Origin of the sequence: Luteimonas aestuarii, from assembly GCF_004357985.1 — a bacterium.
Lineage (GTDB): Bacteria > Pseudomonadota > Gammaproteobacteria > Xanthomonadales > Xanthomonadaceae > Luteimonas > Luteimonas aestuarii.
Map to the genome: position 1 here is coordinate 509112 of NZ_SMTF01000001.1, position 15382 is coordinate 524493.

The window sequence follows — 15382 nt, forward strand, 5'->3', positions numbered from 1 at the left end:
GGTCATAAAACTGTCGTTTAATGCCGGCACCCGCCCCCAGCCGGCAGATCCATGCAGAAGCGCGTCCTGATCGTCGACGACGAACCCGCCATCCGCGACATGGTCGCCTTCGCACTGCGCAAGGGCGATTTCGATCCCGTCCATGCGGGCGATGCGCGCGAAGCGCAGTCGGCGATCGCAGACCGCGTGCCGGACCTGATCCTGCTGGACTGGATGCTGCCCGGCACCAGCGGCCTTGAACTGGCCCGGCGCTGGCGCCGTGAACCGCTGACCCGCGAGATCCCGATCATCATGCTCACCGCCCGCGGCGAGGAGAACGACCGCGTGGGCGGGCTCGAGGCCGGCGTCGACGATTACGTCGTCAAGCCGTTCTCCGCCCGCGAGCTGCTGGCCCGCATCCGCGCGGTCATGCGGCGCTCACGGGACGACGACGAAGACGGCAGCGTCGCCGTCGGCAACCTGCGCATCGATGGCGCCGCGCATCGCGTGTTCGCCGGCGACGAGCCGATCAGCATCGGCCCCACCGAGTACCGCCTGCTGCATTTCTTCATGACCCACCCGGAGCGCGTCTACAGTCGCGCGCAGTTGCTGGACCATGTGTGGGGCGGCAGCGTGTACGTCGAGGAACGCACGGTGGACGTGCACATCCGCCGCCTGCGCAAGACGCTGGAGCCGGTGCAACTGGATGGCATGGTGCAGACGGTGCGGGGATCGGGTTACCGGTTCTCGGCTGCGGTGTGAGCAACGGGTTTGGCAATCTGGCAGAAAGCATCCCTGGTGCTCTTCGCTCGTCAGCGAGCCTCGACGCAGCCATGGAGACCCGAAGGGCGGCGCGCAGGACGCGCGCCGTTTTTCGAGGGGACATGGATGTCCCGTCGAAAAATCCCGACGAATTCGACATGCCCGGTTAGCTCTGTCGGGGAAGGCCCTTTTTCTTTGGTTCGTTTCTTTTTGGGCCAGCAAAAAGAAATGAACCCGGCCGCGATAGCGGACGGAAGCCTTTGTTTTCTCTACAGCTCCATCTTTTGCCCGCACAAGACCAAAGGCTTTCACTCGCCTGCGGCGAGCGAGTTACTTTTCTTTGCTAGCCCAAAGAAAAGTAACCAAAAGAAAGGGCCTTTCCCCGACGAAGCTAACGTCCCAGATTGGACTCGACGGGATTTTTCGACAGGACATCCATGTCCTGTCGAAAAACGTCCGGCATCCATGCCGGCCGCCCTCCGGGTCTGCATGAATCCACACCGCCCGCGTAAAGAGCAAAGCAACCGTCATCCCCGCGCAGGCGGGACCCATGGGCGCTTGCTTTGAAGCCATCGAGATGCGCGATACCAGCAAGCAAACGCACACCGTCCAACCCACACCAATCGCCACCCATCCGCCTCACCCGCATCCCATCGCATAGACTGATTCCATGCCCCCCCGCGCCCGCTCCGCCTGGCTCCGCACCCTCGGCCAACTCGTGTTGGTGCTGGCCGCTGGCCTTCTGCTGGGGCTTGCCCTGGGCCAGGTGTGGCCGGCACTGGCGATCACGGCGCTCGGTATCGTGGCGTGGCACTACTGGCGCCTGCGACGGGTGCTGATGCACCTCACCTCGCGCCAGCGGATGCCCGTCCCAAGTGGCGTCGGCGTGTGGAACCAACTCGAATCCCTGCTGCGCGAGCAGCAGGACGACGTGCGCAACCGCAAACGGCGACTGGTCGCCATGTTGCGCGCCTATCGCGCCGCCGCCGCCGCGCTGCCGGACGCGGTGGTGGTCCTTGAGCGCGACAGCCAGCGCGTGCTGTGGATGAATGAAGCCGCCACGCCGCTGCTGGGGCTGCACTACCCCAACGACATCGGCGCATCGATCGTCGAGCGCCTGCAGCCGCTGCAGCTGTCGCACTGGCTGGCCAGCGGCCCGCAGGCCGAACCGATCCTCGACGTGCCCTCGCCGGTATCGCCGCTGGTGCGCCTGGGCCTGCGCCTGATCCCCTATTCGGACGAACTGTGGCTGCTGGTCGCACGCGATGTCAGCAAGATCATGCGACTGGAACAGATGCGCCGCGATTTCGTGGCCAACGTGTCGCATGAACTGCGCACACCACTGACGGTGGTCCACGGCTACCTGGACATGCTCGATCCCGAGGACCAGCCCGAGTGGGCACCGATGCTGAAGGAAATGCAGCAGCAGTCGCAGCGGATGACGCAACTGGTCGAGGACCTGCTGACGCTGTCGCGGCTGGAGGCGCAGGACGACATCGAAGAGGATGCGGTCAACATGGCCTCGATGCTCGCCACCCTGCGCCGCGAGGCCGAGGCGCTCAGCCAGGGCAAGCACCAGGTCACGGTGGCCGATGAAGCAGGCGTGGACCTGCTGGGCTCCACCAAGGAACTGCACAGCGCGTTTTCCAACCTGGTCAGCAATGCGGTGCGCTACACCCCCGCTGGCGGCAGCATCCATGTCCGTTTCTGGCACGACGGCGATGGCGTGGCGCTGTCGGTGCGCGACAGTGGGTTCGGTATCCCGGCGTCGCACCTGCCGCGGCTCACGGAACGCTTCTACCGCGTCTCCACCAGCCGCTCGCGCGGCAGCGGCGGCACCGGCCTCGGGTTGGCGATCGTCAAGCACGTACTGAACCTGCACCAGGGCCGCCTCCAGGTCGCGAGCGAAGTCGGCCAAGGCAGCCTTTTCTCATGCCATTTCGGCGCCGATCGCATCCTGGCGCGCGACCCAGACCTCCACGGAGCCCCGAGTGAGCAAGCCACGCAAGACGCGTAAACCCGTCGCCGACATCGCCACGCCGGTGGGCGGGGGCGACGTCGCCGATCCGCTGCGCGACCCATCGCTCTACTTCAACCGCGAGCTGTCGCAGCTCGATTTCAATTTCCGCGTGCTGGCACAGGCGCTGGACGAGTCGGTGCCACTGCTCGAGCGCCTGCGCTTCCTCTGCATCTCCTGCACCAACCTGGACGAGTTCTTCGAAATCCGCGCCGCCACGGTGCGACACGCGCAGGATTTCGGCAGCATCGCCCCGCCGGACGGGCTGGCCCCCACCACCCTGCTCAAGCGCATCCATGAACGCGCACAGGAACTGGTGGACGCGCAGTACCGCTGCTGGAACCAGGTGTTGCGCCCGGAAATGGAGGACAACGGCGTGCGCGTGCTTGCACGCGGGACATGGAGTGCCCGGCAGACACGCTGGCTGCGCGCGTATTTCCGCGACGAGATCCTGCCGGTGCTCTCGCCGCTGGGGCTGGACCCGGCGCATCCGTTCCCGAAGATCCTCAACAAGTCGCTCAACATCGTGGTGGTGCTGAAGGGCAAGGATGCGTTCGGGCGCAGCGGCCACCTCGCCATCGTGCGCGCGCCACGCTCGCTGCCGCGCATCATCCAGCTGCCCGAGCGGATCTCGGGCGGCGAACACGACTTCGTGTTCCTGTCGGCGGTGCTGTCGGAATTCGTCGACGAACTGTTCCCCGGCATGGAGGTCAAGGGCGCGTACCAGTTCCGCGTGACCCGCAATTCCGAACTGATCCTGGACGAGGACGAAGTCGAGAACCTGGCGCTGGCGCTGCGCGACGAGCTGGTCGGGCGCGGCTACCTGCGCGCGATGCGGCTGGAGATCGCCGCCGACTGCCCCAAGCCGATCGTGCGCACGCTTCTGGAGAACTTCGACCTGCCCGAGAACGCGGTCTACCGCATCGACGGCCCGGTGAACCTCAACCGCGTCACCCAGGTGTACGACCTGGTGCAGCGGCCGGAACTGAAGTTCCCGCCGTTCCAGGCACGCACGCTGGCGGGCACCGACGCCATGTTCGAGCTGGTCGCGGAGGGCGACGTGCTGTTGCACCACCCGTTCGATTCGTTCGCGCCGGTGCTGGAGCTGATCAAGCAGGCGGCCGAAGACCCGAACGTACTGGCGATCAAGCAGACGCTCTACCGTACCGGCAAGGATTCGGCGATCGTCGAGCATCTGGTGCAGGCGGCGCGCAATGGCAAGGACGTCACCGTGGTGGTGGAACTGCGCGCGCGCTTCGACGAGGAAGCCAACCTCGGCCTTGCCGATCGGCTGCAGGAGGCCGGCGTACAGGTGGTGTACGGCGTGGTCGGCTACAAGACGCACGCCAAGATGCTGCTGGTCGTGCGTCGCGAGGGCCGCAAGCTGCGCCGTTACGTGCACATGGGTACCGGCAATTACCATGCCGGCACCGCGCGTGGCTACACCGACTTCGGCCTCATCAGCGCGGACCCGGACCTGGGTGCCGACGTGCACCAGGTGTTCCAGCAACTGTCCGGCCTGGCGCCAGCGATCGCACTCAAGCGCCTCCTGCAGTCGCCGTTCACCCTGCATGCCGGCATCATCGCGCGGATCGAGCGCGAGACCCGCAACGCGCTGGATGGCAAGCCGGCCCGCATCATGGCCAAGATGAACGCACTCAACGAGGCGCAGGTGGTGCGGGCGTTGTACACCGCCTCGCAGGCGGGCGTGCAGATCGACCTCGTCATCCGTGGCGCATGCACGTTGCGGCCGGGCGTGCCCGGCATATCTGACAACATCCGCGTTCGCTCCATCGTCGGTCGCTTCCTCGAGCACCATCGTGTGTACTGGTTCGCCAACGGCGGCGACCCGGAACTGTTCTGCGCGAGCGCCGACTGGCTGGAGCGCAACCTGCTGCGCCGGGTGGAAACCTGCTTCCCGATCCTCGATCCCGAACTGAAGGCCCGGGTCAAGGACGAGGCGCTGGACAACTACCTTGCCGACAACCTCAACGCGTGGGAATTGCAGCCCGACGGCAGCTACCTCAAACTCTCGCCCGCCGACGGAGCGATGCCGCACTCGGCGCAATCCTCCCTGCTGGCGAAACTGTGCGGATGACCGAAACGCTGTCCCTGGCCGAACCCACCGCGCCTCCGCTCGACGATGGCGACATGCTGGCTGCCATCGACATCGGGTCCAACAGCTTCCACATGGTCGTGGCGCGCTACACGCTGGGCCAACTGCGCATCGTCGACCGCCTGCGCGAGACGGTGCGCATGGCCGAAGGCCTGGACGGCCGTGGCGGCCTGGCCGCGGACGAGCGACAGCGCGCACTGGAGTGCCTCGCGCGCTTCGGCCAGCGGATCCGCGACATCCCGCCGCAGCACGTGCGTGCGCTGGCTACCAACACGGTCCGCAGCCTTGCTTCGCCGCAGGCCTTCCTTGTGCCGGCCGAAACCGCGCTGGGCCATTCCATCGAAGTCATCTCCGGCCGCGAGGAAGCGCGACTGATCTACCTCGGCGTGGCGCACGCGCAGCCGCCGAAGGCCGGGCACCGACGGCTGGTGATCGACATCGGCGGCGGTTCCACCGAATGCATCATCGGCGCCGGTTTCGACACGCTGGAGCGCGAAAGCCTGCAGGCCGGCTGCATCGCCACCACGCGGCGCTTCTTCGGCAACGGCAAACTGACGCGCAAGAAGTGGCGCGACGCGGTGATCGAAGTCTCGGCCGAGTTCCAGCAGTTCGCCAATACCTATCGCGAGCTGGGCTGGAACGAGGCGCTGGGCGCGTCCGGCACCAACAAGGCGATCGGCGATATCTGCGCGGCGATGAAGCTCACCAAGGGCGCGGTCACCGCCGAGGCGCTGCCGCAAGTGCGCGACCGCCTGCTGCAGGCCGATCGCATCGACGCGATCGAGCTGCCCGGCCTGTCCAACGACCGCAGGCCGATCATCGCCGGCGGCGTGCTGGTGCTGGAGGCGGCGTTCTCGGCGCTGGGGCTGCAGCGGATGATGGTCAGCAAGGGCGCGATGCGCGAAGGCATCCTCTACGACATGCTGGGGCGCGGCGGCGACAACGATCCACGCGACCTGTCGGTGGCTGCGATGATGCAGCGCTATGGCATCGACGAGGCGCAGGCGGCGCGGGTCGAGGCCACCGCGATGCGCCTGTTCCAGCAGGTGCGCGAGGCCTGGGGACTCGATGACGACGACGCACTGATGCTCGGCTGGGCCGCACGCCTGCACGAGATCGGCCTGGTGATCGCGCACAGCCAGTACCACGTGCACGGCGCCTACCTGCTGGAGCACTCCGACATCTCCGGTTTCTCGCGGCAGGAGCAGCAGGTGCTGTCGTCGCTGGTACGTACGCACCGGCGCGGCGTGTCGAAGAGCGCGTTCGACGCCCTGCCCGACCGCCTGCTGTCGTCGGCCAAGCGCAAGGCCGCGCTGCTGCGGCTGGCGGTGCTGTTGCATCGCTCGCGCAGCGCCGAACCGATCCCGCACCTCGAGCTCAAGGCCGGGGACGACCGGCTCGACCTGGTGGTCGGAAAGCGCTGGGTGGATGCACACCCGCTGCTGCGCTCGGACCTGCTGGGCGAGCCCGACGACATGCCCGGGCTGGGCATCACCTTCAAGCCGTTCGTGGCCTGATCCCGCCCGGCGACTGTCATCCCGCCGCAACCACGCTGCAACCAAGGCTTCATCGCCCGTGCGCACCATGACGCAAACGTGGAGCCTTGCATGCGCTACGCCATCGTCACCGAGACCTATCCGCCCGAAGTCAACGGCGTTGCGCTGACGGTGCAGTCGCTGGAGCAGGGCCTGCGCGCGCGTGGACATGCCGTGTGCGTGGTACGCCCGGCACAGGCCGGCATGCGACCCGGGCGCGAAGGCGACCAGACGCGCGTGGCCAGCGTGCCGATGCCACGCTATGCCGGACTGCGCATCGGCCTGCCATGCGCGGGGCGGCTGCAGCGCCTGTGGCGCGATGCCCGTCCCGACGCGATCTACGTGGCGACGGAAGGCCCGCTGGGCTGGTCGGCGGTCCGCGCGGCACGCAAACTCGGCATCCCGGTGGCCACCGGCTTCCACACCCGGTTCGACGAATACATGCGCGACTACGGCCTGCCGTGGCTGCAGCCGGTGGCGATGCGCTGGATGCGCCATTTCCACAACAGCGCACAGGCAACCCTGGTGCCCACGCGCGCGCTGGGCGACTTCCTGCAGGCAAGTGGCTTCCACGAGGTACGCCTGCTGCGGCGCGCGGTGGATACCGTACTGTTCGACCCGGCGAAGCGCGACGAAGGCATCCGCAGCGCGTGGCTTGGCGACGATGCCGGCCCGGTGGTGATCCACGTCGGCCGCATCGCGGCCGAGAAGAACCTCGACCTGGCCGTGCGGGCGTTCCGCGCGCTGCAACAGGCGCAACCCGGGGCCCGCTACGTATGGGTGGGCGATGGTCCGATGCGCGAACGCCTGTCCCGCCACAACCCGGATTTCATCTTCCTCGGCATCCAGCGCGGCGAAGCGCTGGCACGCCTGTTCGCCAGCGCCGACCTGTTCGCCTTCCCCAGCACCACCGAAACCTTCGGCAACGTCACCCTGGAAGCGATGGCCAGCGGCCTGGCCACGGTGGCCTACGATTACGGCGCGGCGCACGAGCACCTGCGCGACGGCGGCCACGGCGCGGCAGTGCCGTTGCAGGACGAGGCGACCTTCGTCGAGGCCGTGGTGCGCATCGGCAGCGACGCCGCCCTGCGCCGCGCAATGGGCGCGGCTGCGCGCGACGCGGTGCACCCGCTCTCGCCGGACCGCGTGTCGGCCGATTTCGATGCCTTGCTCGCCGGGCTTGCCGGCAGGGAGACCGGACATGCACGCCTCGCCACGGCTTGAACGACTGGTACAGCGTGAATCGGCCTGGTGCCTGCGCGCCAACCGCGCCTGCGCGCGCCAGCGCGTGCGTGCCTACTTCGCCGCCGTCAGCCGGCTTGGCGATGGCGTGTTCTGGTATGCGCTGATGGCCATCCTGATCCTGGTCGACGGCCGCGAGGGACTGGCGGCATCGGCCCACATGGCCGCGACCGGCATGGTCGCACTGCTGATGTACAAGGGACTGAAGCGCTGGACGCGGCGACCGCGGCCCTTCGCCTCCGATGGCCGCATCCGCGCCTGGGTGGCGCCGCTGGACGAATTCAGCTTCCCCTCCGGACATACGCTGCATGCGGTGTCGTTCACCATCGTCGCCGTGGCGCACTACCCGGCGCTGGCGTGGCTGCTGGTGCCGTTCGCCGCTTCGGTGGCGACCTCACGCGTGGTGCTGGGTCTGCACTACCCCAGCGACGTGCTGGCCGCGACCGCCATCGGTACAGGCCTGGCCTTCGTGTCGCTGTGGGCGGTGCCGGTGCATGCGTTCATGTGATCGCATGGAAACGCCGCTACGCTGACGGGTTTCCGCACCTTCACGGACAATGCGATGTATCGCCCCCTGTTTCGATTGCTGCTGGCCAGCCTGCTTTGCGCCGGCTGCATGGCCGCTCACGCGCAAGCCACCCCGTCCGATGCGCATTCGACCGTCACGGTCGTCACGCTGAACCTCTACCACGACCGTGACGACTGGCCGAAGCGCCGCGCGCAGATCCCAGGCGTGCTGGGCGCGCTGCGACCCGATGCCATCGTGTTGCAGGAAGTCCTGCAGCACGAGAACCTGCAGAACCAGGCCGAATGGCTGGCAGCCGAACTTGGTTACGCGGTGTATTTCACCAGTGTCGATCCGGAAGAGAAGGTGCATCGCTATGGCAACGCCCTGCTGACCCCGCACCCGGTGCTGGCGCGCGACCAGGTGGCGCTGGAGCCACGCGACGACGGCCGCAACGCCGGGATGCTGCGGATCGACGTGCGCGGGCAACCGGTCAACATCTACGTCACCCACCTGCACCATACCCCCGGCGGCGCGGCGCTTCGCGCGCGCCAGATCGATGGCCTGATGGAGTTCATCACGCGGACCGCCGGCGATGCACCCAGCATCGTCGGGGGGGACTTCAATGCCCTGGCCGATGCACCCGAACTTGCTGCGTTGACCGGCAGCGGATACATCGACAGCTTCGGGCAGCTGCATCCCGACGCAAGCCCTGAGGCGACTACGCTCAACCTTGCCTGGTTCGACACACCGCGGCGGATCGACCACATCTACTTCCAGCGCGGACGCTTCGAGGCGTTGCGCTCGGAAATCCTGTTCACCCAACCGGACGAGACCGGCGCGTGGGCATCCGACCACCACGGCGTGCTGTCGGAGTTCGCGATCCTGCCGACGGGGACTGCCGAAGCGGAGTGAGCGGGGGTCGTTGGCCACATCCCGCGTTCGAAAGACGCCGGGGAGCCGTGTCGCGGGATATCCTCGCAAGCGAACCACTTCCCACGGTGTCATTGATTCCGCAGCCACGGCACGAACCAGGAGCCCGGAACTCCTCGACGGGCATCGACTCCGCCGAATTCCCCGCCAGGCCTTACTCGAGACCCGAGCCCATGGTTCCCGGCCTGCGCGGGGATGACGGCGGGTGCGCACTTCCGGAAGGTACGCTACAGGCGTTCCAGCGTTGCACGTGCCAGCGCGGGCACCAACTGACCCCGCCAATCGCGGTCGATCCCCACCTGAGCCGACGCCTGGGTGGCATCGAACACATCCGCATCCACGTCCGCCAATACCCAACGCTGTGCCGGCGTGCCGCGTGCCAGCACGCCATCGGCGGGAAACCCGACGTCCATCGGCACGTAGACCGCGGCATCGCCGGTATTGACGTCGAGCGCCGGGCTCCATTCCGCGATGCCTGCGGTCACCGCCTGCGCGACATGGCAGCGGTTCTCCAGTGCGCGCGCCTGGCAACCGATGCGCACGCGGTGCGCGCCGGCCTCGGTATCGGTGCAGCTGGGCACCAGCAACACGCGCGCGCCCGCCTCGCGCTGCGCGCGCACCGGCAGCGGGAACTCGATGTCGTAGCACACGGCGATGCCGACGCGCAGTCCGTCCAGCGCGAACACCTTCAATGCATCGCCCGGCTCGATCGTGCCGACGGCCTTCTCGAACCCGGTCAACTGCAGCTTGTCCTGCCAGGCGTGCCCGCCCTGCGCGGTGAACAGGTCGGCACGGTTGCGATAGCGAGGCGCCTGCCCGCCCTCCCCGGCGACGTCCAGCAGGAAGGTGCCTGCCACCACATGCATCGACAGCGATCGCGCCAGCGAGGTGTACAGCGCACACCACTGCGGCCGCAACGCCTGCAGTGCGGCCAGCGAACGCGGCAAGTCGGCCTGCACTTCCGGCGCGAACGTCGCAGCAAGCTCCAGCGACAGGTACTCCGGCAACACGGCGATGCGTGCACCTGCATCGGCGGCGTCCTGCAGCCACGCACGTTGGCGCTCGGCGAACGCGTCGAAGCTCGACGGTGCAGCGATGTCGTAACGCGCCACCGCGACCCTCATGGCGTGTGCTCCAGTGGCCGCAGCCAGAATGTCAGGGCGTGCATGGTGCTTCCCACGCCGGTTTCCTCCCACGGCAGGCGCATCGTCATGCCCGGCTGCCGCACGTAACCGCGCCGCGACCAGAACGCATCATTGCCACGATGTCGCGGCGGGCGTCGTGGATCGTCCACGTCGCGATCCACGGCGGCGAATGCCGTCCAGCGGAAGCCCCCCAACGTTCGCGCATGCGCTTCGCGTGCATCGAAGAATGCGTGGCCGATGCCGCGGCCGCGCCACGCCGGCAGCAGCACCGACTCGCCGAAATAGAACACCTCGCCGGGATCGATGCCACGGGCGTCGAACGGCGCCCGGAATGCCTCGGCATCGTCGGCCAGCGGCAAGCCGGTGGATACGCCGACCGGTCGATCCCCCTCCAGCGCCAGCACGAACACGCTGCGCGGCGATGCCGCGTAGGCGGCGAGATACTCGCGCTCGTAGCCCGGATCACCCGCGTAGAGGTAGGGCCAGTCGCGGAACACCGCGATCCGCAGCGCCGCCACCGCCTCCAGCCACGGCCCCGCCTCGGCCCCACGCACCACCTGGATCTGCTGCGATTGCATGGTGCGCCACCTGCCTTGTCCGGAACCCGTAGGACTTCACGTTGTTTCACAACAGGGCCGCAGGCATCACCACGGCAGTCGCCATGATGCACCGGTCCCGACGCATTGTCTTCGCTACAGGGGTGACACCATGGCTTCGGTTTCCGCCGATCTGCACTACTGGACCCGCCGCGCAGCGATCGCCGGCATCAATGGCCTGCATGCGCTGGCGCCGCCGCTCCGCAACTACACGCGCGTGGTGTTCCACATGGACACCGTGTTCTGGCTGTGCGCGGCACACGGCTACCCGATGGAGCGGCCACGCATCCTCGACCCGTTCGCCGGCGCCGGCATCAACATGTCGCACAGCTACCTCGACCGGGTCAGCGAAGCCCACCTGTGCGACATCGACCAGGACGCGGCGCGGCTGGCCGGCAAGCTGGACCCGAAGGTCACGTCGATCCACGGCGACAGCTTCAGGATGATCAACGAGGGCGACGATCGCCTCGGCCTGTACGACATGATCGTGCTGGACAACAACCTGGGCGGCATCTACCACGGCTTCTGCGAGCATTTCGACGCCATGCCCGCCGTGTTCCGCTACTTCGACCCGAAATCGGAACATGCGGTGCTGGCGCTGAACTTCATCACCGATCCGGAAATGATGAACGCCGACCCGCGCTTCAACACGCCTTCGTTCGAGGACCAGATGGCCGAGCGCGCGGCGTTCTACGGCACTGCATCGCGCCGCATCACGCCTGCCATCGGCGCAAGCGCCTACGACCGGCAGGCACGCAAGCAAGGCTGGAAGGTCGTCGGCCACGCGCTTGCCCCGCGCGCCGAGTTCTTTGGCTTCCTGCTGCTGTTCCTCGAGCGCGAAACCGCTGCAGCCTGACGCCCGGCTGCAGCGGTCCACTCGAACTCGACCTCTGCCTGCAATCAGGGCTTCGGGGCCGGCGCCGCCAGCTGGTACCAGTCGACCCTGCGGGTAGCGACCATCAGCGCAGCGAGGATCACGAACAGCAGTCCCGCACCGAGCACCAGTGCGTTGTCTTCCGAGACCAGCAGGCCGTACAGCGCGGCATACAGCAGGGCCAGCATCGCCGCGAACCCGCCGCCCCGCAGCGTGCTGCGCAGTACGTGTGCGAGATAGAACCCGAGCAGGCCGATGCAGGCCACGCTGGCCGCGAGATAGGCCCAGCCGAATGCGATGTGCTCGGACAGCGCCACCAGCAGCAGGAAGAAGATCGATAGCGCCAGCCCGACCAGGCCGTACTGGATGGGGTGGATGCGCAGCTGCTTGACCAACTCGAGCATGAAGAAGCCGACGAAGGTCAACAGCACGAACAGCACGCCGTACTTGGTGGCACGGTCGGCCTGCACGTAGGGATTCACCGGGTCGACCAGCGAAATCCCAACCACGTCCAGCCCGTTGCCACCGCCGTCACGCACCGCGGCCACGTCGGTCGAGGACAGCCCCTGCCCGCCGCGATATTGCGCCTGGGCATTGGTCGCCAATGCACTGACCTCCCATTCGCCGCGAAACCCGGAGGCCGATGTGCTGCGCTCGCGCGGCAGGAACGCGCCATTGAACTGCGGGTGCGGCCACGTCGACTCGACCACGACGTGGTTGCGCGTTGCCAGCGGCGCGAAGGCGAAGGCTTCGGCGCCGGCCAGCTCCACGTCGAGGACGGCATCGAAGGCCAGTGAGGTGCCGGCCCGTGGCACCGGCAAGCGCACATGCACCCCCGGCTGGCCGCGATGCCCCTGCCCCTGCTGCAGCGCGACCTCGCTGCCGTCCAGTCGCAGGCGGGGTGCGGCGCGCAGGCCGCGCACATCGGCGATGCCGTAGCCCAGCCACGGCTGCCCGATCCGTCGCGGCAGCGCGGGATCGGCATCGGCCGGCACCTGCACATCGAAGCGTGCCCGCAGGTTGCCGGTCAGCGCGTACATGCGGATCTCATGCAGGCCCAGCCTTCGCGTGTAGGGCGCCAGCCGTGCGGTGAATGCCGCGTCCTGTGCGAAGAACACCCATTCGCCGCTTTCCCCGTCGCGACGCACCGTGCGCACCACGTCGCCGCGCGCGTCCTTTTCCTCGACTTCCACGATCTCGGTCCATGGCACCACCAGCACCGGGCCAGCGATGCCCTGCGCACCAGCCTCGCTGCGCGCGATCGCCTGCACCGCCTCGGCGCGATAGACCTGCCGGTCGTGCACCACGCCACGGATCATCGCCAACGGCACCAGGATCGCCAGCGTCATCAGCACCACCACCAACACCTTCAAAGCCAGCTTCATCGCACGCTCCCTCCGGATGAGGGCGCCAGCGTGCCCGCGCGGCATGGGCCGGCGATGGCGCGAATGTGTGGCGACGGTGAAGTACCCGCATCGGGCGGAGCACGGCGCGGGCGACGACGTCCGGTCAGTCCGCCAGCGGCAGTTCCACCCGCGCGATGGCGCCGCCCTCGTCGCGATTGGCCAACGACGCGCGGCCACCGTGCAGTTCGGCCACCTCGGCCACGAACGGCAAGCCCAGTCCGCTGCTGCGGCTGCCGCCCCCGGGACGCGGCAGCGAATAGAACCGTTCGAACACCCGGCCCAGTGCGTACTCCGGCACGCCGGGGCCTTCGTCCCCGATCTCGACCACGACATGCGCGCCAGCGCGTACCAGCGACCACCGCACCCGGCTGCCCGCCGGCGCGTGCGCCAGCGCGTTGTCCAGCAGGTTGGCGAACAGTTGCCGCAGCAGGAAGCCGTCGCCGCGCACGATGGCCGCGGGCGGTTCCCGCGGTGGCTGCAGCGACACGCCCTGCTGCTCCGCGCGCAATGCGAACTGCAGGCAGACGTCGGCCAGCAGCGTGCCGACATCGATCGCCTCCGGCTGCTCGATGCGCTGCCGCGATTCCACTGCCGCCAGCGCCAGCAGCTTGTCGATGGTCTGCGCCATGCGTTCGCTCTGGCCATCGACGTGCGCGGCGAAACGTACCCGGTCGGCCTCGGGCAGCGAGGGTTCCGACAGCAGTTCCGCCGCACCGCGGATCGCGGTCAACGGCGCCTTGAGTTCGTGGGTGAGGCTGTGCACGTAGCCCTCGACATACTGCTTGCCCTCCAGCCGGTCGCGCATGGTTTCCAGCGCGCGGCCGAGGTCGGCGAACTCACCCGCGGCATCGGGCAGCGTGGCGCGCTCGCCCGCGGTCACTGCGCGGGCATAGCGCTGCAGGCCGCCCAACTGGCGCGACAGCCACCACGATGCCAGCAGGCCGATGCCCAGCGCCGCGCCCAGCAACACCAGCCCCCAGCGGCGCACGGTGCGCTCGCTGCGCGCGATGAACGGCTGGGTCGCGCTGTTCGGCTTGGCCACCGTCAGCACGCCGATCAGCCGGTCGCCGTCGAGGATCGGCGCGGCCACGTGCATCACCGTGCTGTCTTCGTCGTCCGGATCGCTGCGGGTCGAACGCGCCCCATATTGGCCGCGCAGCGTCAGGTACACGTCGTTCCAGCGCGAATTGTCGCGGCCCATGTCCAGGCCTGCCGAGTCGTAGACCACGATGCCCGCGGCATCGGTGATGGTGACGCGGTAACTGACGCGGCGCTTGCGTACGTCCCAGATGTGCGCGCCCAGGTCGCGATGGCGCAGCGCATCGATGCGACGGGCGAAGCGGCCGTCGGCGATGCGCCCGGCCAGCATGTCGTCGGTGGCCAGTTCCGCCAGCACGTTGGCGGTATCGGCCAGCGTGTCCTCCATCGCCTGGCGCACGCCGGGCTTCACTTCCTGCACGAACACGCGCAGCAACAGGATGCCGGCGATCGCGACGATCACGAAGTACCCCAGCAGGATGCGCAGGCCGATCTTCACCGCGGCTCAGCCGGCATCCACGGAATAGCCCAGGCCGCGATGGGTACGGATCGGGTCGGTGCCGGGCGCGATGGCGTGCAGCTTCGCGCGCAGCGTCTTGACGTGGGTGTCCACGGTGCGGTCGCTGCTGTCCAGCGCATCGCCCCACACCCGGTCCATCAGCTGCGCACGCGACAGCACCGCACCCGGCCGCGCCAGCAGCGCCGCCAGCAGGCCGTATTCGTAGCGGGTGAGTTCGAGCAACTGCCCGTGCCAGCGGATGCGGCGGCCTTCGGCATCGTGCTCGAAGCCTTTCGACGCCACTGGCGCCGGCGCAGCGGCGGCCACGCGTCGCAGCAGCGCCCGTATCCGTGCCGCCAGTTCGCGCGGCGAGAACGGCTTGGCGATGTAGTCGTCCGCGCCCAGTTCGAACCCGAGCATGCGGTCCGCCTCGGCACCGTGCGCGGTCAGGAAGATCACCGGCAGGTCATGCCGCGCGCGCAGTTCCCGGCACAGCGCGAAACCACCGATGTCCGGCAACCCCACGTCGAGTACCGCAAGGTCGAATGCGACGGCACCGGCCTGGCGCAGCGCATCGCCTGCCGTGGCGCAATGCACCACCGCATGGCCCTCGGCCTGCAGCGCGTACACCACGGTGTCGGCGATGGCGGATTCGTCTTCGACCAGCAGGATGCGGGGCATGGGGCGGGAATCGGGAATCGGGAATCGGGAATCGGGAATCGGGAATCGGGAATC

Annotated in this window: 13 protein-coding genes; 8 read left to right on the top strand and 5 right to left on the bottom strand. The window is 68.2% G+C overall.

Going from position 1 to position 15382, the window contains the following annotated elements; genetic code table 11:
- The first annotated feature begins 51 nt into the window (after positions 1–51).
- The 7 genes from phoB (at position 52) to E2F46_RS02465 (ending at position 9071) form a co-directional block, all read left to right on the top strand.
- Entirely contained in the window at positions 52–741 is a 690-nt protein-coding gene (gene phoB / locus E2F46_RS02435; protein WP_133320550.1) for a phosphate regulon transcriptional regulator PhoB, read from the top strand.
- Positions 742–1411: 670 nt separating this feature from the next.
- Complete coding sequence (gene phoR / locus E2F46_RS02440; protein WP_133320551.1) at positions 1412–2758, top strand: phosphate regulon sensor histidine kinase PhoR; 1347 nt, start codon at positions 1412–1414, stop codon at positions 2756–2758.
- 13 nt (positions 2759–2771) lie between these two features.
- Positions 2772–4856, top strand: a complete 2085-nt coding sequence (ppk1, locus tag E2F46_RS02445; RefSeq protein WP_243720275.1) for a polyphosphate kinase 1 — start codon at positions 2772–2774, stop codon at positions 4854–4856.
- 14 nt (positions 4857–4870) lie between these two features.
- A complete protein-coding gene (gene ppx, locus E2F46_RS02450) occupies positions 4871–6391 on the top strand; it encodes an exopolyphosphatase (RefSeq protein WP_207949500.1) in 1521 nt (506 codons plus the stop codon).
- 90 nt (positions 6392–6481) lie between these two features.
- Entirely contained in the window at positions 6482–7633 is a 1152-nt protein-coding gene (locus tag E2F46_RS02455) for a glycosyltransferase family 4 protein (RefSeq protein ID WP_133320554.1), read from the top strand.
- Complete coding sequence (locus E2F46_RS02460) at positions 7611–8159, top strand: phosphatase PAP2 family protein (protein ID WP_133320555.1); 549 nt, start codon at positions 7611–7613, stop codon at positions 8157–8159. The genes E2F46_RS02455 and E2F46_RS02460 overlap by 23 nt, the downstream gene beginning before the upstream one ends.
- 54 nt (positions 8160–8213) lie before the next feature.
- Positions 8214–9071 carry an endonuclease/exonuclease/phosphatase family protein gene (locus tag E2F46_RS02465; RefSeq protein WP_133320556.1) on the top strand — a complete coding sequence of 286 codons (858 nt, stop codon included), beginning with the start codon at positions 8214–8216 and terminating at the stop codon, positions 9069–9071.
- Between the two features lie 245 nt (positions 9072–9316).
- On the opposite strand, the gene E2F46_RS02470 is transcribed toward E2F46_RS02465, so the two are convergent.
- Both E2F46_RS02470 and E2F46_RS02475 read right to left on the bottom strand, forming a co-directional pair.
- Entirely contained in the window at positions 9317–10213 is an 897-nt protein-coding gene (locus tag E2F46_RS02470) for a carbon-nitrogen hydrolase family protein (protein ID WP_133320557.1), read from the bottom strand.
- Positions 10210–10812: a GNAT family N-acetyltransferase gene (locus E2F46_RS02475; protein WP_133320558.1), complete on the bottom strand. Its 603-nt coding sequence runs from the start codon at positions 10810–10812 to the stop codon at positions 10210–10212. Before E2F46_RS02475 ends, E2F46_RS02470 begins: the two co-directional genes overlap by 4 nt.
- Before the next feature lie 130 nt (positions 10813–10942).
- Here E2F46_RS02475 and E2F46_RS02480 point away from each other — a divergent pair, with 130 nt between their 5' ends.
- Complete coding sequence (locus E2F46_RS02480) at positions 10943–11686, top strand: class I SAM-dependent methyltransferase (RefSeq protein ID WP_133320559.1); 744 nt, start codon at positions 10943–10945, stop codon at positions 11684–11686.
- Between the two features lie 44 nt (positions 11687–11730).
- Here the strand turns inward: E2F46_RS02480 and creD are convergent, their stop codons facing one another.
- From creD to creB, 3 genes are all read right to left on the bottom strand, one after another.
- The gene (gene creD / locus E2F46_RS02485; protein ID WP_243720271.1) at positions 11731–13089 is read right to left on the bottom strand and encodes a cell envelope integrity protein CreD; all 1359 of its coding nucleotides are present in this window, start codon (positions 13087–13089) and stop codon (positions 11731–11733) included.
- 124 nt (positions 13090–13213) lie between these two features.
- Positions 13214–14647 (bottom strand): two-component system sensor histidine kinase CreC, encoded by a 1434-nt coding sequence (gene creC, locus E2F46_RS02490; protein ID WP_133320561.1) that lies wholly within the window; start codon positions 14645–14647, stop codon positions 13214–13216.
- A gap of 6 nt (positions 14648–14653) precedes the next feature.
- Entirely contained in the window at positions 14654–15328 is a 675-nt protein-coding gene (gene creB / locus E2F46_RS02495) for a two-component system response regulator CreB (RefSeq protein WP_133320562.1), read from the bottom strand.
- Positions 15329–15382: the final 54 nt, after the last annotated feature.

Coding starts and splice junctions, on each gene's coding strand:
- E2F46_RS02455 (WP_133320554.1), top strand. CDS start 6,482: ATGCGCTACGCCATCGTCACCGAGACCTATCCGCCCGAAGTCAACGGC.
- E2F46_RS02470 (WP_133320557.1), bottom strand. CDS start 10,213: ATGAGGGTCGCGGTGGCGCGTTACGACATCGCTGCACCGTCGAGCTTC.
- creB (WP_133320562.1), bottom strand. CDS start 15,328: ATGCCCCGCATCCTGCTGGTCGAAGACGAATCCGCCATCGCCGACACC.
- E2F46_RS02475 (WP_133320558.1), bottom strand. CDS start 10,812: ATGCAATCGCAGCAGATCCAGGTGGTGCGTGGGGCCGAGGCGGGGCCG.
- E2F46_RS02480 (WP_133320559.1), top strand. CDS start 10,943: ATGGCTTCGGTTTCCGCCGATCTGCACTACTGGACCCGCCGCGCAGCG.
- phoB (WP_133320550.1), top strand. CDS start 52: ATGCAGAAGCGCGTCCTGATCGTCGACGACGAACCCGCCATCCGCGAC.
- phoR (WP_133320551.1), top strand. CDS start 1,412: ATGCCCCCCCGCGCCCGCTCCGCCTGGCTCCGCACCCTCGGCCAACTC.
- E2F46_RS02465 (WP_133320556.1), top strand. CDS start 8,214: ATGTATCGCCCCCTGTTTCGATTGCTGCTGGCCAGCCTGCTTTGCGCC.
- E2F46_RS02460 (WP_133320555.1), top strand. CDS start 7,611: ATGCACGCCTCGCCACGGCTTGAACGACTGGTACAGCGTGAATCGGCC.
- creD (WP_243720271.1), bottom strand. CDS start 13,089: ATGAAGCTGGCTTTGAAGGTGTTGGTGGTGGTGCTGATGACGCTGGCG.